General features: G+C 47.0%; 15 protein-coding genes. 8 read left to right on the plus strand and 7 right to left on the minus strand.

Annotated features, from left to right (window positions below):
• Positions 1-29 precede the first annotated feature (29 nt).
• The 5 genes from AYY17_RS20730 to AYY17_RS20750 all read left to right on the plus strand — a co-directional run bounded on the left by AYY17_RS20730 (position 30) and on the right by AYY17_RS20750 (position 6,722).
• Complete coding sequence (locus AYY17_RS20730) at positions 30-527, plus strand: hypothetical protein (protein ID WP_067427135.1); 498 nt, start codon at positions 30-32, stop codon at positions 525-527.
• 45 nt (positions 528-572) lie between these two features.
• On the plus strand, positions 573-1,589 hold the full coding sequence (galE, locus tag AYY17_RS20735; protein WP_067404881.1) for a UDP-glucose 4-epimerase GalE: 1,017 nt from the start codon (positions 573-575) through the stop codon (positions 1,587-1,589).
• 387 nt (positions 1,590-1,976) lie between these two features.
• On the plus strand, positions 1,977-4,019 hold the full coding sequence (locus AYY17_RS20740) for a TonB-dependent receptor domain-containing protein (protein WP_067427137.1): 2,043 nt from the start codon (positions 1,977-1,979) through the stop codon (positions 4,017-4,019).
• 407 nt (positions 4,020-4,426) lie between these two features.
• On the plus strand, positions 4,427-5,275 hold the full coding sequence (locus tag AYY17_RS20745) for an alpha/beta hydrolase (protein ID WP_067427230.1): 849 nt from the start codon (positions 4,427-4,429) through the stop codon (positions 5,273-5,275).
• A gap of 286 nt (positions 5,276-5,561) precedes the next feature.
• Positions 5,562-6,722, plus strand: coding sequence for an MFS transporter (locus tag AYY17_RS20750; RefSeq protein WP_067427233.1), 1,161 nt, complete (start codon positions 5,562-5,564; stop codon positions 6,720-6,722).
• A gap of 124 nt (positions 6,723-6,846) precedes the next feature.
• Here the strand turns inward: AYY17_RS20750 and AYY17_RS20755 are convergent, their stop codons facing one another.
• On the minus strand, positions 6,847-7,374 hold the full coding sequence (locus AYY17_RS20755; protein WP_067427139.1) for a hypothetical protein: 528 nt from the start codon (positions 7,372-7,374) through the stop codon (positions 6,847-6,849).
• Between the two features lie 338 nt (positions 7,375-7,712).
• Between AYY17_RS20755 and AYY17_RS20760 the strand changes: the two genes are divergently transcribed.
• Entirely contained in the window at positions 7,713-8,207 is a 495-nt protein-coding gene (locus AYY17_RS20760; protein ID WP_067427142.1) for a DUF4822 domain-containing protein, read from the plus strand.
• A gap of 60 nt (positions 8,208-8,267) precedes the next feature.
• Here the strand turns inward: AYY17_RS20760 and deoD are convergent, their stop codons facing one another.
• On the minus strand, positions 8,268-8,975 hold the full coding sequence (deoD, locus tag AYY17_RS20765; RefSeq protein WP_067427143.1) for a purine-nucleoside phosphorylase: 708 nt from the start codon (positions 8,973-8,975) through the stop codon (positions 8,268-8,270).
• Positions 8,976-9,120: 145 nt separating this feature from the next.
• On the opposite strand from deoD, the gene AYY17_RS20770 reads away from it, so the two are divergent.
• Positions 9,121-10,389 (plus strand): NupC/NupG family nucleoside CNT transporter, encoded by a 1,269-nt coding sequence (locus tag AYY17_RS20770; protein ID WP_067427146.1) that lies wholly within the window; start codon positions 9,121-9,123, stop codon positions 10,387-10,389.
• 192 nt (positions 10,390-10,581) lie between these two features.
• Here AYY17_RS20770 and AYY17_RS20775 read toward each other — a convergent pair whose 3' ends face one another.
• The 5 genes from AYY17_RS20775 to AYY17_RS20795 form a co-directional block, all read right to left on the minus strand.
• Complete coding sequence (locus tag AYY17_RS20775) at positions 10,582-11,586, minus strand: hypothetical protein (protein ID WP_067427149.1); 1,005 nt, start codon at positions 11,584-11,586, stop codon at positions 10,582-10,584.
• Positions 11,587-12,061: 475 nt separating this feature from the next.
• Positions 12,062-13,324, minus strand: a complete 1,263-nt coding sequence (locus AYY17_RS20780; protein WP_067427152.1) for an aromatic amino acid transporter — start codon at positions 13,322-13,324, stop codon at positions 12,062-12,064.
• Between the two features lie 134 nt (positions 13,325-13,458).
• Entirely contained in the window at positions 13,459-14,829 is a 1,371-nt protein-coding gene (locus AYY17_RS20785) for a tyrosine phenol-lyase (protein WP_067404907.1), read from the minus strand.
• A 1,337-nt stretch (positions 14,830-16,166) separates the two neighbouring features.
• On the minus strand, positions 16,167-17,348 hold the full coding sequence (locus tag AYY17_RS20790; RefSeq protein WP_067427155.1) for an SGNH/GDSL hydrolase family protein: 1,182 nt from the start codon (positions 17,346-17,348) through the stop codon (positions 16,167-16,169).
• On the minus strand, positions 17,348-17,959 hold the full coding sequence (locus tag AYY17_RS20795) for a TetR/AcrR family transcriptional regulator (RefSeq protein WP_067427158.1): 612 nt from the start codon (positions 17,957-17,959) through the stop codon (positions 17,348-17,350). The genes AYY17_RS20790 and AYY17_RS20795 overlap by 1 nt, the downstream gene beginning before the upstream one ends.
• A gap of 160 nt (positions 17,960-18,119) precedes the next feature.
• Between AYY17_RS20795 and AYY17_RS20800 the strand changes: the two genes are divergently transcribed.
• Positions 18,120-19,091 carry an alpha/beta fold hydrolase gene (locus AYY17_RS20800; protein WP_067427161.1) on the plus strand — a complete coding sequence of 324 codons (972 nt, stop codon included), beginning with the start codon at positions 18,120-18,122 and terminating at the stop codon, positions 19,089-19,091.
• Positions 19,092-19,341 lie beyond the last annotated feature (250 nt).

Here is a 19,341-nt window from a genome sequence, read left to right on the forward strand (position 1 = left end):
CCGGAAAATGGACTGACAAAAGGATAATTATGACGCGGAAACTCTGGCTGGCAACGGCACTGCTCCCGATACTGCTCAGCGGCTGTGCCGCGCCTCTGCCACCGGCACAGACACAGGCAGATTGCCCTGATTTTACCGGTGTTTATAAGCTGCCTGTCCGTGGCGATGCACAGAATATCGGACTGGTGCGGTTAGATAAATCCACCAATCAGTACAGTGTGGCGGTTCAGGATAAAGGCGGAATTGATTATTTCACCTCCCGTCCGTATCAGGGCGATATGGTCCGGATGGATCAGAAAGAGATGAACGGTCAGCTGGCCTGCAGCGTGATGATTGATCAGGTTGGTTTGATTAAACAGGTTGAAAAAGGTGGATCAATGCCGGGCTTCCCGGGAATTGCCCGTGATGACAAAATCAAAATGGCGACAGACTACGCGCTGTTTATTTTCAGTCCGGAAGGCATTGATTTTATTAACCTGATTAAGACAGCAGATGCTGTACCGACAGAATTACAGCCACCGCGCTGATTGCGTGGTCTATTTATTATTCAGAATTGAGTCAGAGAGGTTTATGTGGAAATTCTTGTCACCGGCGGCATGGGGTATATCGGCAGCCACACCTGTGTACAGTTAATTCATGCCGGAATGACCCCCGTTATTATTGACAACCTGTGTAATGCCAATAAAAAAGTTCTGGACAGAATAAAGGCAATCACCGGGAAAGAGCCTGTTTTTTATCAGGGTGACGTCCGTGATGAAGCCTTTCTGGACTCTGTCTTTGCCGCCCATCAGATTAATGCGGTGATTCACTTTGCCGGTCTGAAATCTGTCGGGGAATCCGTCAGTAAGCCTGTTGAATACTATGATAATAATATCAACGGTACGCTGGTATTGCTGCGCAGTATGGCGCGGGCACAGGTCAGACGGATTATTTTCAGTTCATCGGCAACCGTTTACGGGGATCCGGCAAGTGTGCCGATTACCGAAACATCTGAAATTGGTAATACCACCAATCCTTACGGCACCAGTAAGTATATGTCTGAGCGGGTTCTCAGTGATGTATGGACCGCTGATAACACTTGGTCTGTTTCTCTGCTGCGTTACTTTAACCCGGTCGGTGCACACCCGTCAGGAACGATGGGGGAAGACCCCGCCGGTATCCCGAATAACCTGACACCGTATATTACTCAGGTTGCCATCGGACGCCGTGAGAAAGTCTCTGTTTATGGTAATGATTACCCGACACCAGACGGAACCGGGGTGCGCGATTATATTCATGTGATGGATTTGGCTGACGGACATGTGGCGGCACTGAATACGGTCGCACAATCGTCCGGATTGCACATTTATAATCTGGGCACCGGGCGGGGAACCAGTGTGCTGGAAATGATCAGCGCCTTCAGTAAAGCGGTGGGTAAACCTGTCCCGTACGCAATTTGTGATCGTCGGCCGGGAGATATCGCCGAGTGCTGGTCAAGCCCGGAAAAAGCGGCGCGTGATATGCAATGGCGTGCAGTCCGTTCTGTGGATGATATGGCACAGGACGCCTGGCGCTGGCAGCTACAGAATCCTCAGGGGTATGCCGACTGACCGCACGATTTGTCCGCCGGGTGCAGATAAAGATGCGCTATGCTGTCGGTATTGTCGGTTCAGTCACATGTTGTTGATGTGATGAACAGAAATCCCTGACGTATATGCGTTAATTTTATTTATCAACCATCCCTCAGTATTCATATTGGCATTTCATTAGAAAGCTGTAATTTCACCCGAAATTACAGCATTTTTTTTTATCTTTTTTCCTTCCGCTGATGAATCATCCAGATTTTCTTCATTTTTTAACGATAAACTATCAAATAGTTATCATTTCTATAATAATTATCATTATTGGTTATATTCTCATTAGCAGATATCAATGATAGGATTAATCATTCTCATTTAGTATTTCTTGTAAGAAATATCAATCTTGTCAGGGATTTTATGCACACTTCATTCAAACGCTCATTATTGGCGGTCGCGGTTATAACCGCAGCCACCACGGCTTACGCTGAAAATAAAAAAGAAGATACCATTGTTGTTACGGCGTCCGGTTTTGCGCAGGAAATGCGTGACGCACCTGCCAGCATTACCGTTATCACCAAAGAACAATTGCAGAATAAGCCTATCAGCAATCTGAACGATGCCGTTAAAGATGTGGAAGGTGTCAGTATTATCGGCGGCAGCATGAAGCCGGATATCAGTATTCGCGGGCTGTCCGGTGATTATACCTTGATCATGGTGGACGGACGCCGGCAGAACAGCCGTGAATCCCGTCCGAACGGCAGCGGTGGTTATGAGTCCGGTTTTATTCCGCCGGTTGAAGCTATTGAGCGTATTGAAGTTATCCGCGGACCTATGTCATCCCTCTATGGTTCTGATGCCATGGGCGGCGTGATTAATATCATCACCAAAGCTGTCTCCGAAGAATGGCATGGCTCCATGGGTATGGGGGGAATTCTCCAGGAGAGCAATGAGTACGGGAATTCTGCTAATACCGATTTTTATGTTTCCGGTCCGCTGATTAAAGACAAACTGGGCTTACAGGTTTATGGCGGAATGAACTATCGCCGTGAAGATAAGTTACTTGAAGGTACACCGCGCCGTGATGACAAAAACATCACCGCCAAACTGGCGTTTACCCCGGTTGAAGGGCAGAAATTCTTAGCTGAAATGGGGCGCAGCACGCAGGAACATACGTCCACGCCGGGTAAATCTATTGATGAGTTCAGTATCCGTGGCGGACTGAAACAGAAAAATAATAAATCTGAAGTTCATAATGACCGCGATCACTGGGCATTAACCTGGAAAGGTGACTGGGATGAAATAAACAGTGATGTCAGTGTTTATCAGGAAAATACCATCCGTAAAACCAATACCGGAAAATGGGAAAAAAACAGTGAAATCTGGGAAATGGCCTATGATGCACGCCGTCCGGAAATTACCAATACGGTAGTTGACGGAAAAGTAACTGCCTTCCTGCCGGATAATATTCTGACGGTCGGCGGACAATATCAGTATGCAAAACTGAAAGATGACTCAGTGATTAAAGGAAAGAAAACAGTCACTGAAACCATCACCGCAGATCAAAAAGCGCTCTTTGTGGAAGATGAATTCAGCGTAACGGATTCTCTGACGCTGACCGGCGGTCTGCGTATGGATGATCATGAGTTTTATGGTAAACACTGGAATCCGCGCGCGTATGCGGTGTACAAACTGACCGATGAAATCACCATTAAAGGCGGCGTGGCAAAAGCGTTCCGTGCACCATCATTGCGTGAGCTCAGCCCGAACTTCGGGACATCGACCCAGGGCGGGGCTGCAATTATGTATGGTAACCGCGACCTGAAGCCGGAAACCAGTGTCACGGAAGAGCTGGGTATTGCGTACGATCATGAATCTGGTTTCTCTGCCAGCGCAACACTGTTTAATACAGAATTTAAAAACAAGCTGACCAGCTATCAGGTCGCCGGTGAAACCGATCCGCTGACCGGGCTGAATATGTTTATCTACGATAACGTGGGTAAAGCCAATATCCGTGGTATTGAAATGGCAACACGCATTCCGGTGGCACAAGATTGGAACCTGAGCATGAATTACACCTTTACAGACTCAGAACGTAAAAGTGATGATGAAAAGCTGAACGGACAATCACTCAAAGGCCAACCGCTGGAAATGACACCGCGTCATGCCGCAAATGCAAACCTCGACTGGCAATTCCGTCCGGATATTAATTTTTATACCCGCGCAAACTATACCGGCAAACAGATCTGGGCCGCACAGCGCAACGGGGCAAAACAGCCGCGTGAACGCAGCGGTATAACAACAATGGATCTGGGAATGACCTACAAAGTGATGCCAAATGCACTGCTGAACCTGGCCGTTCTGAATATCGCCAATGAAAAAGGCGATGATATTGATGTGAACGGCAACTGGCAAATCGATGAAGGGCGCAGGTATTGGGCTAATCTGAAAATCAACTTCTAAATTACGCTTCATCCTTCGCCCTGTACCTGCGTTGGCTTCGTTCGGCTACCCCGGTCACATACCTGTGTATGCTCCCTTACGCTTCATCCTTCGTCCTGTGGCGGCGTTGGCCGCCCTTAAAAAACCGGGTCACATACCGATGTATGCTCCCCGGTTTTTCTCGGTTGCCGCCTTGACACAGAACGAATGATTTTGCCTAAATTACGCGTCATCCTTCGCCCCGTACCTGCGTTGGCTTCGTTCGGCTACCCCGGTCACATACCTGTGTATGCTCCCGGGGATATCCTCACTTTGCCGCCTTGGTACAGAACGAATGATCTAGCGTAATATCTGATGTGGTGTAATTATTTTTCATCATGATTATGATTAGTGTACGTGTGTTTTTAAATGATGTCTGGGGTTATGTGATGTGGAAGAAAGTAATTGTGCTCAGTTGCCTGATGGCGGCTTTTCCGCTGATGGCGCGTCCTTCACAGGAGATAACACCGCTGAGTGAGGCGGCAGAGCAGCAGTTTACGGTGACGCATCATGAGATGAATAACGGAACGCGGGCTTACCGGTTGTATATCGCGCAGCCGAAACAGCCGCAGGCGGCTTATACCGTGGTTTATATGCTGGATGGTAACGGACAGTTTCCGATGATGCTCAATCAGCTCAGTGCCGGGAATATTCGTACGCTGCCGCTGGTGGTCGGGATTGGCTATCCGTCTGATATTGCCTATCCGAAAACACGCACGTTGGATTATACGCCCCCGGCGGTTGGTGAGCAGTTTGCTGATGGCGGCGGTGAAGTCGCTTTCCGGCAGTTTATCCGCCAACAGGTTATTCCGTGGGTAAGTAATCACTATGCTGTCGATAATCAACGGTGCTATTTCTTCGGGCACAGTCTGGGCGGGCTATTTGTATTGCGCACCGCCATGTCAGAGCCGGATATCTTTACCGACTATATCAGCGCCAGTCCCTCGCTCTGGTGGGGGCACGGTACTTATATGACTCAGGAACGTATTGCAGCCGTTTCGCCGGATATCCGCCTGACCATTACACAGGGCGGGCTGGAGGAAAAACCAGATCCGTCACGCATGAGTGATGAACAAAAACAGAATCTTGCTGCCCGTTACAGTAAGATTACGGCGCGTGAAGTGTGTGATCAATTACAACAGCAGGGCAAACAGTGTCAGTTGCACAGCTTTGCCGGTAAATCACACGGCAGTGTGATTCCGGATGCGATTAATACGGTTATTTTACAGCTTCCGTAAATCCGGAAATTACGTTGGTTTTTTGTTAATTTTTATTTAAAAGTATCGTTAACAACAGGGGAAACCACATTTTTCCCTGTTAACGCCCCGCATGACAAAAACTATTCGTCAGCATTAGTTTTTTTGATTTCATTTCTCTTTCATAACAGTCTATATTCCGCAACGTTTCTGATATAAATCCACTGCTTCCGGCTAAAACCCGCCATTAACTATTTTGGCGATGGATCAACCTGAGAAAAAAGCAGCGTTATTTTTTTGGTTTTTTTGTTTAGGTGGAGATAGAGCAGTGATTCACAATACCGGCACGCCGCGTCACGACAGCGTGTTAATCCCTGTCGCGGGTCTGACCCTGTTTGCAATCGCATCCGGTTATCTGATGAGCCTGATCCCGCTGTCGCTGGGTAGCTTTGCTATCGGCAGTGAATATGCCGGCTGGTTAGCCAGCGCTTACTATGTCGGTTTATTGCTCGGCTCAATGCTGATTGAACCGGTTATTGCCCGCATTGGTCATCGCCGGTCATTTATTCTGTTTGCCCTGGCACTGGCTGCCACGGTCGTTATTTTGCCGTTTTATACTGAACTCAGTGCCTGGCTGGTTTCCCGCCTGCTGGCAGGGTTTGCGGTTGCCGGTATTTTTGTGGTGATTGAGTCCTGGTTACTGATTGGCGATAACCCGGCTGTCCGGGCTAAACGACTGAGTTTCTACATGACGGCGTTGTACGGCGGAACCACGCTGGGACAATTGGCTATCGGTGTGTTCGGTACGGCGGGTGTGGTGCCGTTTACCGTGGTTATCGCGTTGCTGCTGATTGCTGTTTTGCCACTGCTGTTTTCCGATGCACAGCCGGTTTGTCACGGCGGGCACAAAAACCTTTCCCTGAAGCAAATTTTTCGTCTGAGTAAACCGGCGATGGTCGGTTGTATGACATCCGGCATTGTGATGGGAACCATATATGGTCTGATGCCGCTGGCATTACAGGAAAAACAGTATAATACAGAGCAGGTCGGCGGACTGATGGCGGCAATTATTCTCGGCGGCATGATAATTCAGCCGGTGATCAGCAAGCTATCTTCCCGGATGAGCAAAGTATTATTGCTGGCAATGGTTTCCCTGCTTGGTGTATTTGCCATGGGAATGATTTATATTTCCGGCCATTATCTGGTGATGGTTACCGGGCTGGCATTGCTGGGTATGTCTTCATTTGCCCTTTATCCGGTAGCGATCACACTGGCGTGCGACACGCTCACAGCGAATGTCATTGTTGCCGCCACTCAGGTTATGCTGTTTTGTTACAGCGTCGGCTCAGCGGCAGGCCCGCTGGTTGCCGGGCAATTTATGAAACAGCCCGACGGTATTATGAATTTCTTCTTTGTTGTTCTGTTGTCCACCGCAATTTATATGTTGCTGTCAGCTGTGCGCCGCAAGTCACACATTCTGGCAAGCTGATTTCTCTGCTATACCCAACGTCATTCCGCAGCCAACACACCTGCAGTTTGAATGAATAAGGGTATATATCCAAAAAAAAACGCCGCATTGATAAATGCGGCGTTCTTTTTTTTTAATCAGTGAATTACTGTGCGGTGTTATCCGGCAGAATCTCAACAATGCTGGTGCGGACATAATACTGCTGACCACTTACCGGTGCCGGTACATCACCTGCCATTTTTGTCAGTGCATCTTTTGGTGCATCTGTTGTGACAGATGACTGGTACATTTGATTATGGTTCATGTCACGGACACTGGCGCGTGCATAATATTGTTTACCGTCTTTATTCACCGCCGGGGCATCTGATATCATTTTTTTCAGCGTTTCACCCGGTGTGGCGGTAGTTTGTGATGCCTGATAAACCGGTGCGCGATTGTTATGATTACCACGACCATTGTGATTATTATTGCCGTTGTGGTTACCGCGCATCATGCCATGACGTCCGCCGTTACCATCGCAATAACCATTGTTATTACCACGATGGTAATTACCGTTATCATTCATGTTCTGTGTATTTTGCTGTTGCTGATTAACCGGAGCCGGTGCTGCAACTGCTGCAAAACCTGCGCCTAATAAGCTGAGACTGATAACGCCTGCAATCATTTTATTCATGTTAATTTTCCTTCTGTATTAATTTGAATGAATCTTCGTGTTGCTGTTGGCGCTATCATTAAACATTCCGGATTTGCTGACAATCCGTTTTACCCTTTCTGACGGTGAAATCATAATCCCTGCACAATTCATCATAATCTCTTCATAATTCTCTTTTTTTCTCCTTATTTCAGGTGACGGAAAAACTGACAAAATAGTATATAATCTATGAAATAATTTAATAAAATTTATATTTACTTACACAAAAAATGCGCTAATAGGACTAATCTTCTTATTATTCATAAGATGAATTGTTATCACTAACAGAGACCTAAATTTAAATAACCTGAGGAAATGATATGAAAAAAATTACCCTGATTGCCGGTATCATCGTATCTGCATTTTCACTTTCTGCGGTGGCTGCAACCACTGCCCAATCCGGAACAGTTAAATTCACCACTCAGGCTGAAGGTGTGCAGGCCGGCAATACGGCAGATTATCTGATTGGTAAAACCTGGGTGACAACGCAGGCGCTGGATCAGAACGGTAAAGCTATCCCGGCAACGGATGAGAGTGTAGCCGGTTTCTTCGGGCTGGCTGATTATGAAAAAGACGGCACAGTCAAAATGTATACACCGGAAGGTAAGCTGAAATTGCAGGGTGACTGGTCATTCAGTAAAGACGGTAAAACCCGCTCACTGACCGGTAAAAATGATAAAGGTGAGGTTTTATTCACCCGGGTTGTGGAGAATGTTAAAGTCACCCCGGATGAATATATTTATCGCGTCTATCCGAAAGCGGATGACAAAACACACTATGCGGATATTGTCCATAAACCTAAAGCTGCAGAATAAATACTGATTTTTCAGCAGAAGAAGCGCCGTTATGGCGCTTTTTCTGTTTTTACAGCAGGATCACAGTATCAGCGCCGTTTCGAGCGCCAGTTCGATCATATTGTGCATCGCATTCTGGCGCTGATCGATAGTCAGTTTTCCGCCGTTTTTAATATGATCCGAGGTAGTGAGAATCGCCAGTGCCCGTGCGCCGAGTTCTGCCGCCACGGTGTACAGCCCGGCAACTTCCATATCCACCCCGAGAATACCGTATTGTTCCATCACCTTAAACAGTTCAGGGCGGGTGCTGTAAAACAGGTCGGCGGTGAAGACATTGCCGACTTTTACCGGCTGTTGCAGCCGCTGTGCAGTTTTCACCGCGCAGGAGAGCAGATGCCAGTCTGCGATCGCGGCCAGGTCATTGTTATAAAAGCGGTCGCGGTTTACTTTTGAGTCAGTACTCGCACCCATGGCAATGACCACATCCAACAATTTCACATCATCACGTACCGCGCCGCTGGTGCCGATACGGATCAGGTTTTTAGCCCCGAAATCGTTAATAAGTTCATAGGCATACATGGAAATTGAGGGGATGCCCATGCCGTGTGCCATGACCGAAACGCGCTTACCTTTATACTCACCGGTATAGCCCAGCATATTACGGACGTGATTTACTTCCCGTGTTTGCGTTAAATAATGTTCAGCAATAAACTTGGCGCGCAGGGGATCTCCGGGCATAATAATGGTTTCAGCGAAATCGTTTGCGTCTGCCTGAATTGCAACTGCCATAAACGTGCTCTCCTCTCAATCAAACTGTGTGCGGGGGCGGTATTTGTCAGTCAGCATGTTAGCACGGTTTGCTTTTTGTACCGCCGTTTACGGCGGGATTTTCAGCTCAGATTTTTCACCCAGGGATTTCTACCGGATACACATTATGAATACAGCAATCGGCATTATGGGGATAGTGGTGTTACTGGGGATCGGATATTTGTTATCTGAGAACCGGCGTGCGATAAATTTTCGCACAGTAGGGCTGGCTTTTATTATTGAACTGATTTTGGGCGGATTAATTCTGTATTCCCCGGTCGGGCAAAATGTCCTGCTCGTGATGGCAGACGCGGTTACAACGGTAATCAACTTTAATAATGCGGGAACTCAATTTATTTTCGGCGGCCTGGTCAGCGATAAAATGTATGAAGTTTTCGGCAACGGCGGTTTTATTATTGCACTGCGGGTTCTGCCGATTATTGTCTTTTTCTCTGCACTGTCTGCGGTGCTCTATTATCTGGGGATCATGCAATTTATTGTGCGCTGGGTCGGCGGGGGATTACAGCGATTGCTGAAAACCAGCCGCGCAGAATCAATGAACTCGGCGGCAAATATTTTCCTCGGTGTGACTGAAGCGCCGTTACTGGTTAAACCATACCTCGGCAGTATGACCCGCTCTGAACTGTTTGCCGTGCTGTGTGGCGGGCTGGCCTCGATTGCCGGTACGATGCTGGTGAGTTATGCGCAACTCGGTGTAAAAATGGAGTATCTGCTGGCTGCGTCATTTATGGCCGCTCCCGGCGGCTTGTTATTCGCCAAACTGATGATCCCGGAAACGCAGGAGACCGCCGATGAGTCCAATGCCAAACCGGTGCAGGAAAATCGCCCCGCCAATATTATTGACGCCGCTGCTGAAGGCGCAATCAATGGCTTAAATATGGCACTGGCGGTGGGCGCTATGCTTCTGGCGTTTGTCAGCTTGGTTGCGTTACTGAACGGGTTGCTCGGCGGTGTCGGGGGCTGGTTTGGCTTGCCGAATCTCAGTATGGAGCTTGTTCTGGGGTATGTGTTGTCGCCGATGGCCTGGCTGATGGGCATTCCATGGAATGAAACGCTGACCGCAGGCGGAATTATTGGTCAGAAAATTGTTATTAATGAGTTTTTTGCGTATGTGAATCTGGCGGAATATTTGAGAGGTGATGCGGTTGTGGCTGCCACCGGGTTGCCGATGACAGAGCGTACTCAAATCATTCTCTCTTTTGCATTATGCGGATTTGCTAACTTCGGTACTGTCGCGATAGCCATCGGCGGAATCGGCAGCCTTATCCCGGAGCGGCGCAAAGAGATTGCCACACTGGGTATGAAAGCATTAGTCGCGGGGGTGCTGTCCAACCTGATGGCGGCGACAATAGCCGGATTGTTTATCGGCGGGTGATAAATCCGGATTGAAACAGCGGTAATGGCAGGTGAATTGATAACGGGCAGGCGGACGAAAAGCATGCGCGTCATGGATGACGCGCCTGAGCGCACACGGATGTGTTTACCGCGACTTTTCGTTTTGCCCGTTATCAGTGAACCGGGAGAGCGCAGCAGGGCTTAACGCAGCACCATACTGTATGCCCGACGGCTACTTATAATCCCCTTTCAGGTAGCGGAAAAAGGAGGGGTTTACCCACACTTTCTCACTTTTTACCTGCATACCGCTTTTTGCTTTGCGGATATTCTCTGCCTGTTTTTCTGCATTTTCCGGCAGAGCCATCAAATCGGCCTGATAATGGCCTTTTGTTACACGGGTTTCGGTCACTTCATCATAACCGGTTACCGGCACATAGCTGCGATAGAACGGCTGCCACCAGGCTGCGCGGATAAGCCCTTTCTGATCAGCACTGTTTTTCTTGGCGTATTGGTCAATCAGCGCCTGAAAACGATCGCGCTCTGCGATGGTCGGAAATTCAAAATCGAGATTATATTCGCTGGCGATAGCGACTTTTTTCCCGCTTTTCAGTGTGGTTACCGGGTAATCAGATTCTCCCCACTCCTCCAGATAAACAAATGCAGAGGATTTCGGCGTAAGTTGTACTTTCGGGTCAAATCCTTCGCGTTTAAGCAGATAAACTAACTGTGCCGCGTGATTGATATCATTGTGTCCGTAGCGGATCATCCGCGTTTTATCAAAGCCGGATTCTTCCCGCACATCGACAAGGTTATAACCGCTGGTATAGCCTTTATCAATAAATTTATTCAGTGATATCAGTGTCTTTGAGTCATTCGGGAAAACGGCGGTTTCCCATGCTGCAAGCAGGCGCGGGACAATGTTTTTATCCGAGACATTACCCAGATAGCGGGTTTTACTCTGCTGCGCATCAACAAACGCCTGAAGTTTGTCGCTGTTTGCCGCCGGCGTTTTCAGATCTGCCGGAGTCAGTGCGCCGATAGTGACCATCAGTGCATCATATTTGTCTGCGCCCGGTTGCTGCGTCAGTGATGAAATCTGAGCCGGGCTGTAGGTCTCTGCCAGTTCTGTCAGCGACAAGGTATCTGCTGTCTGTTGTGAGGTCAGCGCAAGGGCAGGGTGTAAACTACTGAACAAGAATACAGATAATAATGTGCCGATAAATAAGGGTTTTTGCATAATTTATCCCGTAAAATGCTGCAAACAAACGATTGCATCACAATATCATATTGTTGCGCGGTGAGTGATAAAGTGTCGTGATTTTTTTACAGTAAACAGAATAAAAAAAAGTACGGGGAAAACTTGCAGGAAAGGGCTGGATGAGTAAGATACACCGGACGTGACGTGATGGTTATCACGGTTTTTGGAGATATTATGAAAGCGCTTTACCGTAAGTTAGTTGCAAAGATTGATCAGTTTTCTGTACTCATTCCTATGCGTTTTTTCTGATCCGCCGGGCTCGTCTTTCTCTGCGTGTCATGTGTATGGCGCGCTGTAACCGGACAAGCAAACGCAGAGCCTGTCTGCGGGGAAACAGCGGGTATTGCCAGTGTAACAGAGAGAAGTACATAATTTGCCTCCCGGCAGATTAGCCTGTGTGATGTTGCAAAAGCGGCCGGATATTTTTCAACATCCGGCCGTCAGTAACACTCTCTTATTTAAAGGTCGGCAGCCAGCCGAACACATCCAGGATCACGGTTAAGTAAACCACCGCACCACAGACAATCACCAGGTTCAGTACCGCGTTATTACAAGGTGCGGTATATATGGCGCTGCTGTAGCGTTTACGGGATGCTTTAACCAGGAATGGCGGTAAAATCACACTCCAGATAGTAAAGGCCAGACCGGCGTAGCCGATGGCGTACACAAATCCGTTCGGGAAGAAAAAGCACACCACAGCCGGTGGCAGATAAGTCACCACGGCAGTTTTAAAGCGACCGGCGCTGTCGTTTTTAAACTTCAGCAGGTCAGCGATATAATCAAACAATCCCAGTGTTGCGGCTAACAGTGAGCTGGCGACAGCAAAGTTTCCGAAGAATGTCAGAATGACTTCCATGGTTTTGCCTGACATTACACCGCCGATAGCTTCGACGAACACATCAATATTGCCGCCTTTCTCAATGATTGGCGCAAAGTTTGCCCGGCTGATATTCCCCATCGTGACACCCAGCCAGAAAATATACAGCAGCAGTGCAAACACGGTGCCGATAATAATTGAGCGGGTGATGAAGCGGAATTTCGTTTTGCCGTACAGTTTGACCAGGCTCGGCACATTACCGTGGAAACCAAACGAAATAATACAGAACGGTAATGTCATCAGCACATAAGGGAGATAGCTGGTGCCTTTAATGGCAACCGAGGCCGAATCAAACAGATTCGCAATCTCCACATGGGCAACCAGTCCTGAAAATGTGGCAAAAAAGGCAATAAATTTACCGAAAATCAGGATGGTGGTAATGCGCCCGACCCACAGAGAGCTGTACCAGACAATCACACCGACCAGACAGGCAACAATCGCCACCGCAGCTTTAATCGGAATTGCGGTTCCGGTGTATTTCAGTATTGTCTGTGACAGCACAGCGGAAGAGCCGGAAATATAGGCATAGGTCAGAATATAGAGTACAAACCCGAAGGCGATACCCACGACGACATTCCATTTTTTGCCCAATAATTCCGTTGTAAAGGTATTAAAACTGGCGCCCGGTTCGAAGTGAAGATTCACTTCAACTAACATTAGCCCGGTCATTAACATCATGACGGAAACTAAAAGTAAAATAATAGTCGCACCGGAAAACCAAACCCCGGCCATTGCAATGGGTAATGAAAACATACCGCCGCCAACGACGGTTGCAATAACAAGCATTGTCCCGCTGGTCAGTCCGGGTGATTTATTTGTATCGGAACTATGAACACTCATAATAAAAGTTTCCTATTAATGATCAATATCACCAACAGCATTCATATCTATCGATTTTATTTGTTCGTTTTTATTAGTAAGATGCAGAGACAAAAAAGCCCCATTAAAGTAATGAGGCCTTTGTCATCAATTTGTTATACGTAATCAAAGCGTGCAGTAAAGAAGCGCAGCTGCTTAGGCTCATAAATGAACTTCAGCCCTTTAATATCTTCTTTATGTTTGAACAGCTTGATAATACCGTCAGCAACAAGATCCATGTGCGCATAAGTGTAAACACGACGCGGAATAGTCAGACGAACAGTCTCAAGCTTAGGACGGTGATGGTCGCCGGTTTCTTTATTACGGCCTGCGGAAATAATACCGCGCTCCATTGAACGGACACCGGTTTCCACATAGATGCTGGCTGCCAGACTCTGTGCCGGGAATTCATCCTGGGTCAGGTGTGCGCAGAAACGACGTGCATCCAGGAATACTGCGTGACCACCGACTGGCTCAACAATCGGTACACCGGCAGCTTTCAGTTTATCGCCCAGATAACGAACCTGCTTAACGCGGTGCTCGATATATTCAAACTGCATTGCTTCGCGTAAACCAATCGCCATTGCTTCCATATCACGACCGGCCAGGCCGCCGTAAGAAGGCATTCCTTCATAAACCACAACCAGCTCGCGTGCTGCAGAGAACAGGTCGTCGTCGTTCATACACAGGAAGCCACCAATGTTCACCAGACAGTCTTTTTTACCACTCATGGTACAACCGTCAGCGTAGCTGAACATTTCATGGATGATGTCTTTGATGGAGACATCTTCAAAACCTGCTTCCTGCTCTTTGATAAAGTAGGCGTTTTCAACACAACGGGTTGCATCATAGAACACGTTGATTTTGTGTTTATTACATAACTGACGGACTTCACGCATGTTTGCCATGGAAACCGGCTGACCACCTGCCAGGTTTACCGTTACTGCCAGGCAGATATAGGCAATATTTTCCGCGCCTTTCTCTGCGATCAGTTTTTCCAGCTTTTTAATGTCAATGTTGCCTTTAAATTTCACATCCAGGCCGGCATCGTGTGCTTCATCACGCACGATATCAATGAAAGTGGCCCCGTTTTTTTCCTGATGGTAACGGGTGGTTGTGAAGTACATGTTTCCTGCAACATACTGACCCGGTTTGATGGCTAAAGAAGAGAGTAAATTCTCTGCGCCGCGGCCCTGGTGTGTAGGGATAATGTGTTTAAAGCCAAATAATTCCTGAACAGTTCTTTCCAGGTGGTAGAAGTTCTCACTGCCTGCGTAAGCTTCATCACCCATCATCATGCCGGCCCATTGTTTATCGGACATGGCATTGGTGCCGCTGTCTGTCAGTAAATCGACATAGACATCTTTGGAATTTAACAAGAAAGTGTTGTAACCGGCCTCTTTCATTTTATTGATACGCTCTTCGCGAGGGATCATGGAAACAGTTTCAACACTTTTAATACGATACGGTTCTGCTGGATACATCATGGTAAAATCTCCAATTATTTATAATAATAACTCGATAGTTTACACAGGCATTTACTTGGTTATAAATAGCATGCCCGGTGAATGATATAGCATTTGTAAATCCGGTAATCTTCTTGCGTTAATTCAAATTTTATTTATTTACTTTTATTGCTGCTGGTGTAGATAACGTTCTTGTCTGGCTTGAAATCATCATGCTTGAAGTGAATCTAAAATGGAATAGATGCGATATAAATAAAAAAATCAGTGTTAATTAAAAGTGTAAACAAGGTGATCTATATCACTTATCTTGAAATATATCTTATTATTCAATGGCATGATCGTTGTTAATGCATTGTTGTGTTTTGATTTATTATTTGAGATAAATTTATTTTTTAAAGTAATGCAAATAGTGATAACTCAATGGTTCCCGATATTTATATGATGTTTCTACACTATCTTTACTGTCAGTTTATTTATATTGTCATCGGAAATACAAATGGCGCTTAATGAAAAACAAATACATCTATCTTTACAGGTATAATAAGTTATCAGATGTATTATATTGCAATACGTTTTTGTAAATTATGCATGGACCTTCTTTTATTTCTGAAATGAGACAATAAATTTAATATATAACCATGGTTATAATTTCATTTGTATTTTTTGATCAAACGGAAAAACGTTGTGATTGCGGTCATTTATTCACCTGATTTTGAGATAAAAATAAAAATGTGATCCGGATGGGATAAATCTGATGATGTGGATCACAGAGATTATGCATCGTTACATTTGTCCTGGATATGTACGACAAGGGAATAACAAAAATATCTAATAAAAGAAGTGAATTGTTATGCAATTTCAATCTTACCGGTTTAGTGATCAACTTCACGGCTTTCACTTTACAGGCATGTTAGTAAAGAAAAATGATGTACTTAAAAGTTTACACCTTGAGTGGGCAGGATTGAACTGAATACCCACTATCGGGTTAACAGCAGAAAGACTATACATAATGAGCATGCCATCCATAAGTAATATATTTAGTTATTAAATCTTATATAATTTATTTTTATGGTTTTTAAGTCTGAGTTGTTTGTTTTTAACGGCAGATGATGAGGATTGGAATTACGTAATTATAGTTATTGTATTCTGTATCAGATCCGGTGAGTACAGGCGATTATATAAATACAAGAAATATTCATTATGCAGTAAAGATCACATTTTACTTATTGATCCCGGCAGAAGAAATGTGACGGTTTTTCTTCACACTGTGGATTTTGCCTGAAAAGCGGGGAAATGGGTCATGTATAACGTAAAATATCCCGCAAAATTGCAGGATATTTTGCTCTCACAGCAACGCGTTAATCAGTCAGGATAACCGTCAGAGGGACTGACTGCGCGACTAACTGATGCCCTTTATGATTAAGATGAAGGTGATCGCCTGAGTCATATTGCGCACTGAGCTGCCGGGGATTTGCCGGATCACGCACCAGCAGGTCACTGTCAATAACAGCATCAAATTCACCGCTTGTACGTATCCAATGGTTAACCTCCTGCCGGACAGTCTCTTTTTCCGGCTGATAAAAATTATCCATGCCATATTCACCCGTACCCCGCAGCGGTACCAGTGTCACACCGGTCATACGGATGTTTTTTCCCCGGGCCATAGTCAGTAATTGCCGGTAGGCATTGATCAATACAGCCGCTGCCGGAACAGGACTTTGCGGATCTAATACCGTTTCTGCTAACCCTATGTCATTTAATCCGACCTGCACAATACAGGCACTGACGCCGGGCTGATGAAGGACATCACGTTCAAAACGTGACAATGTGCTGATGCCTATCCCGTCTTTCAATAACCGCGAGCCCGACTGACCGGCATTAACCACAGCGATATTTTCCGCAATAAAGCGCTCGGCCAGAAAATCTGTCCAGCGGCCATAGGTGTCCATTTCCACACCGTTGCCATCCACCATCGAATCACCGATAACCACCAGTGTGCCGCCTGCGCAGCCCGGCTGAACCTGTACACTTTCAATTAAAAGGCGGGAGCTTATCGTCTGACCACCGGCGCTTTCTTCCCTGAGTACCTGATTGCCCGGCTCCAGCAAAGAAAAGTGGCGGGCATCCCAATGGAAAGTATTCACCGCGACCGGCTCCGGTAAAAAGGTGCGCAGGCTGATTACGGATAACGACGGAATGTTCAGCAAAATATCATCACTGTACAGAATTTCTCCGGCAGGAATTGTTGTACCGGGCTGCCCGTTAAATGTGATAGGAACAGCGCTGAACTGTTCAGGCACTGAAACATAACTCTCCCCCAATACCAGCGGTTGTGTGCCGTAACGGTTGGAAAAGAGCAGACGCATTTTTTGCCCGCCGAGGCTTATCCGCAATGTCTGGCGGAGAGTCTGATTACCTGTGATGGCCGGTATTGCCGGCGGGAACGGAAAAGCCTCACCGGATGCCGGCTGAGAGGTTGAAAGCCATGTACATATCCACTCAGCGGGCAGCGGCAGGGTAAAAGAAATTGAAGATGACATCAGGAAGATCCTCCCGGTGGGGCCGTCATAACATTAAACGTGTGCATAGCGATATCCGTCATGGCCAGCAAACGGACCCGGCTGACACCATCCCGCGCCTGGATTGAGATCCCGTGCAGCAGTGTTGCGACATAGTCACCGAGAGCCTGTGCATCTGTAGTTGCCGGCACATCACCAGACTGAACACCTTGCCCGATTCTCTTTATAATGCCGTCAGTCCGTTCCCGGCGGCTGTTTGCAAGCCAGGTCATGAGCGCTTCATTATCACTGGCGTAATTGGTCAGAGATAACACCACCATACAGCCGCGGGGCTGGTTCTCACGGGTATAGGTTTCCACTGCCCTGACAAGGAGCTGCTTTATGGCCTGACGGGTATCGGGCTCCTGCATTGCAGCGTCAGCAAAGGCGCCTTCTTCACTCAGATAAAGGGCAACTGCCTCACGGAACAGATTTTCTTTTGAGCCGAAGGCGGCATAAATTCGTGCAGAGGCAATTCCCAGCACACTTACCAGATCAGATATGGATGTACCTTCATAGCCGCGTTGCCAGAACACCTGTTTTGCTTTGCGTAATGCCTCTTCACGATCAAATTCTCTTGGTCTGCCTGCCATGTTGCATTCTCCTCTTGAGTCGTATCAGACAAATACTATCAGTTCTTTATCGATTAACAAAGAATTGTTTTTTAGTGATTGACAAAGAATTGCGGATCGCTTTAATCTATTCATTGTCGATTGACAAATAATTGGGTTTTATTCCTTATATAGGACAACTATGAATACATTATTAAGTCAGATCTTACTGGCGACAGCCATGACGTTAGTATTGTCCGGCACCGCATCAGCGGAAAGTGTGAAAAATCCGGACGTGGCATCCGGCGCAGTATCTGCTCAGTTTAATGAGGCCGATTTTCAGCATCATTATGCTGATGTTGCAGGTCAGCGGATCCATTATGTGACGGCAGGCAAAGGCGAACCGGTTTTACTTATTCCGGGCTGGCCGCAAACCTGGTATGCGTGGCGCTATGTGATGTCCGCTCTGGCTGCGGAAGGGTATATGGCGATAGCAGTTGATCCGCCGGGAACCGGTTATTCCGCCCGTCCGGACAGTGGTTATGATACGGGAGCGGTGGCAACCACGTTACATACTATGATGAAGCAACTGGGCCACACTAAATACGCCGTTGTCGGTCATGATATCGGTATGTGGGTTGGCTACGCACTGGCTGCTGATTATCCTGCGGATATCAAAAAAATAGTATTAACGGAAGCGGTTATACCTGGTCTGGCACCGGCGCCGTCCATTTTTGTTGAGCCGGAAGAGAATATTTTTCTCTGGCACTTTATGTTTAATCAGGTGCAGGATTTACCTGAAATGCTGACTGCCGGAAAAGAGCAGGAGTATCTGAATTTTATTTTTGATCACTGGTCTTACCGTCGCGACCGGGTTGCGGCACAAACCTATATAGATGCTTACTCTTCACCGGGCGGATTGCGGGCAGGATTTGCCTATTACCGCGCTATCCCGCAAACTATCAGTCAGAATAAACGGCGGGCAGAGAAAAAACTGACAATGCCGGTTCTGGCAATCGGTGCAGATCACGCCACCCGTGATGCACCGCAACAGACTTTACAGGGCAGGGCAGTAAATTTACAGGGTGTGATGCTCAGTGAGTGCGGTCATTTTGTTACTGAAGAGTGCCCGGAACAGCTTATGGCGGCATTGTTGCCATTCTTGAATAAATAGATATACCCTTATTCATTCAAACCGCAGGTTCGTTGGCCGCATTCGGCCAGCCGGGTCACATACTTGTGTATGCTCCCCGTCTATCCTCTCTTGCCGCCTTCCTGCATCTTGAATGACGTTGGGTATATACCGGTTGCCGGGGGGGATCCGTTTGTGGCACCGGAACAGGTTTACGGAGGGCGGGATGTTTTCCATTCAGACAACGAGAGCTCCTTCTGATTATTAATTTTTATACAATTAATCAGAAGGA

The sequence above is a fragment of the Morganella psychrotolerans genome, from assembly GCF_001676055.1.
GTDB lineage: Bacteria > Pseudomonadota > Gammaproteobacteria > Enterobacterales > Enterobacteriaceae > Morganella > Morganella psychrotolerans_B.

What these genes read in the sequence shown, in the direction of transcription:
- AYY17_RS20730 (WP_067427135.1), top strand. Translation starts at nt 30, where the DNA reads ATGACGCGGAAACTCTGGCTGGCAACGGCACTGCTCCCGATACTGCTC.
- AYY17_RS20740 (WP_067427137.1), top strand. Translation starts at nt 1,977, where the DNA reads ATGCACACTTCATTCAAACGCTCATTATTGGCGGTCGCGGTTATAACC.
- AYY17_RS20745 (WP_067427230.1), top strand. Translation starts at nt 4,427, where the DNA reads ATGTGGAAGAAAGTAATTGTGCTCAGTTGCCTGATGGCGGCTTTTCCG.
- AYY17_RS20755 (WP_067427139.1), bottom strand. Translation starts at nt 7,374, where the DNA reads ATGAATAAAATGATTGCAGGCGTTATCAGTCTCAGCTTATTAGGCGCA.
- AYY17_RS20760 (WP_067427142.1), top strand. Translation starts at nt 7,713, where the DNA reads ATGAAAAAAATTACCCTGATTGCCGGTATCATCGTATCTGCATTTTCA.
- deoD (WP_067427143.1), bottom strand. Translation starts at nt 8,975, where the DNA reads ATGGCAGTTGCAATTCAGGCAGACGCAAACGATTTCGCTGAAACCATT.
- AYY17_RS20770 (WP_067427146.1), top strand. Translation starts at nt 9,121, where the DNA reads ATGAATACAGCAATCGGCATTATGGGGATAGTGGTGTTACTGGGGATC.
- AYY17_RS20775 (WP_067427149.1), bottom strand. Translation starts at nt 11,586, where the DNA reads ATGCAAAAACCCTTATTTATCGGCACATTATTATCTGTATTCTTGTTC.
- AYY17_RS20780 (WP_067427152.1), bottom strand. Translation starts at nt 13,324, where the DNA reads ATGAGTGTTCATAGTTCCGATACAAATAAATCACCCGGACTGACCAGC.
- AYY17_RS20785 (WP_067404907.1), bottom strand. Translation starts at nt 14,829, where the DNA reads ATGATGTATCCAGCAGAACCGTATCGTATTAAAAGTGTTGAAACTGTT.
- AYY17_RS20790 (WP_067427155.1), bottom strand. Translation starts at nt 17,348, where the DNA reads ATGTCATCTTCAATTTCTTTTACCCTGCCGCTGCCCGCTGAGTGGATA.
- AYY17_RS20795 (WP_067427158.1), bottom strand. Translation starts at nt 17,959, where the DNA reads ATGGCAGGCAGACCAAGAGAATTTGATCGTGAAGAGGCATTACGCAAA.
- AYY17_RS20800 (WP_067427161.1), top strand. Translation starts at nt 18,120, where the DNA reads ATGAATACATTATTAAGTCAGATCTTACTGGCGACAGCCATGACGTTA.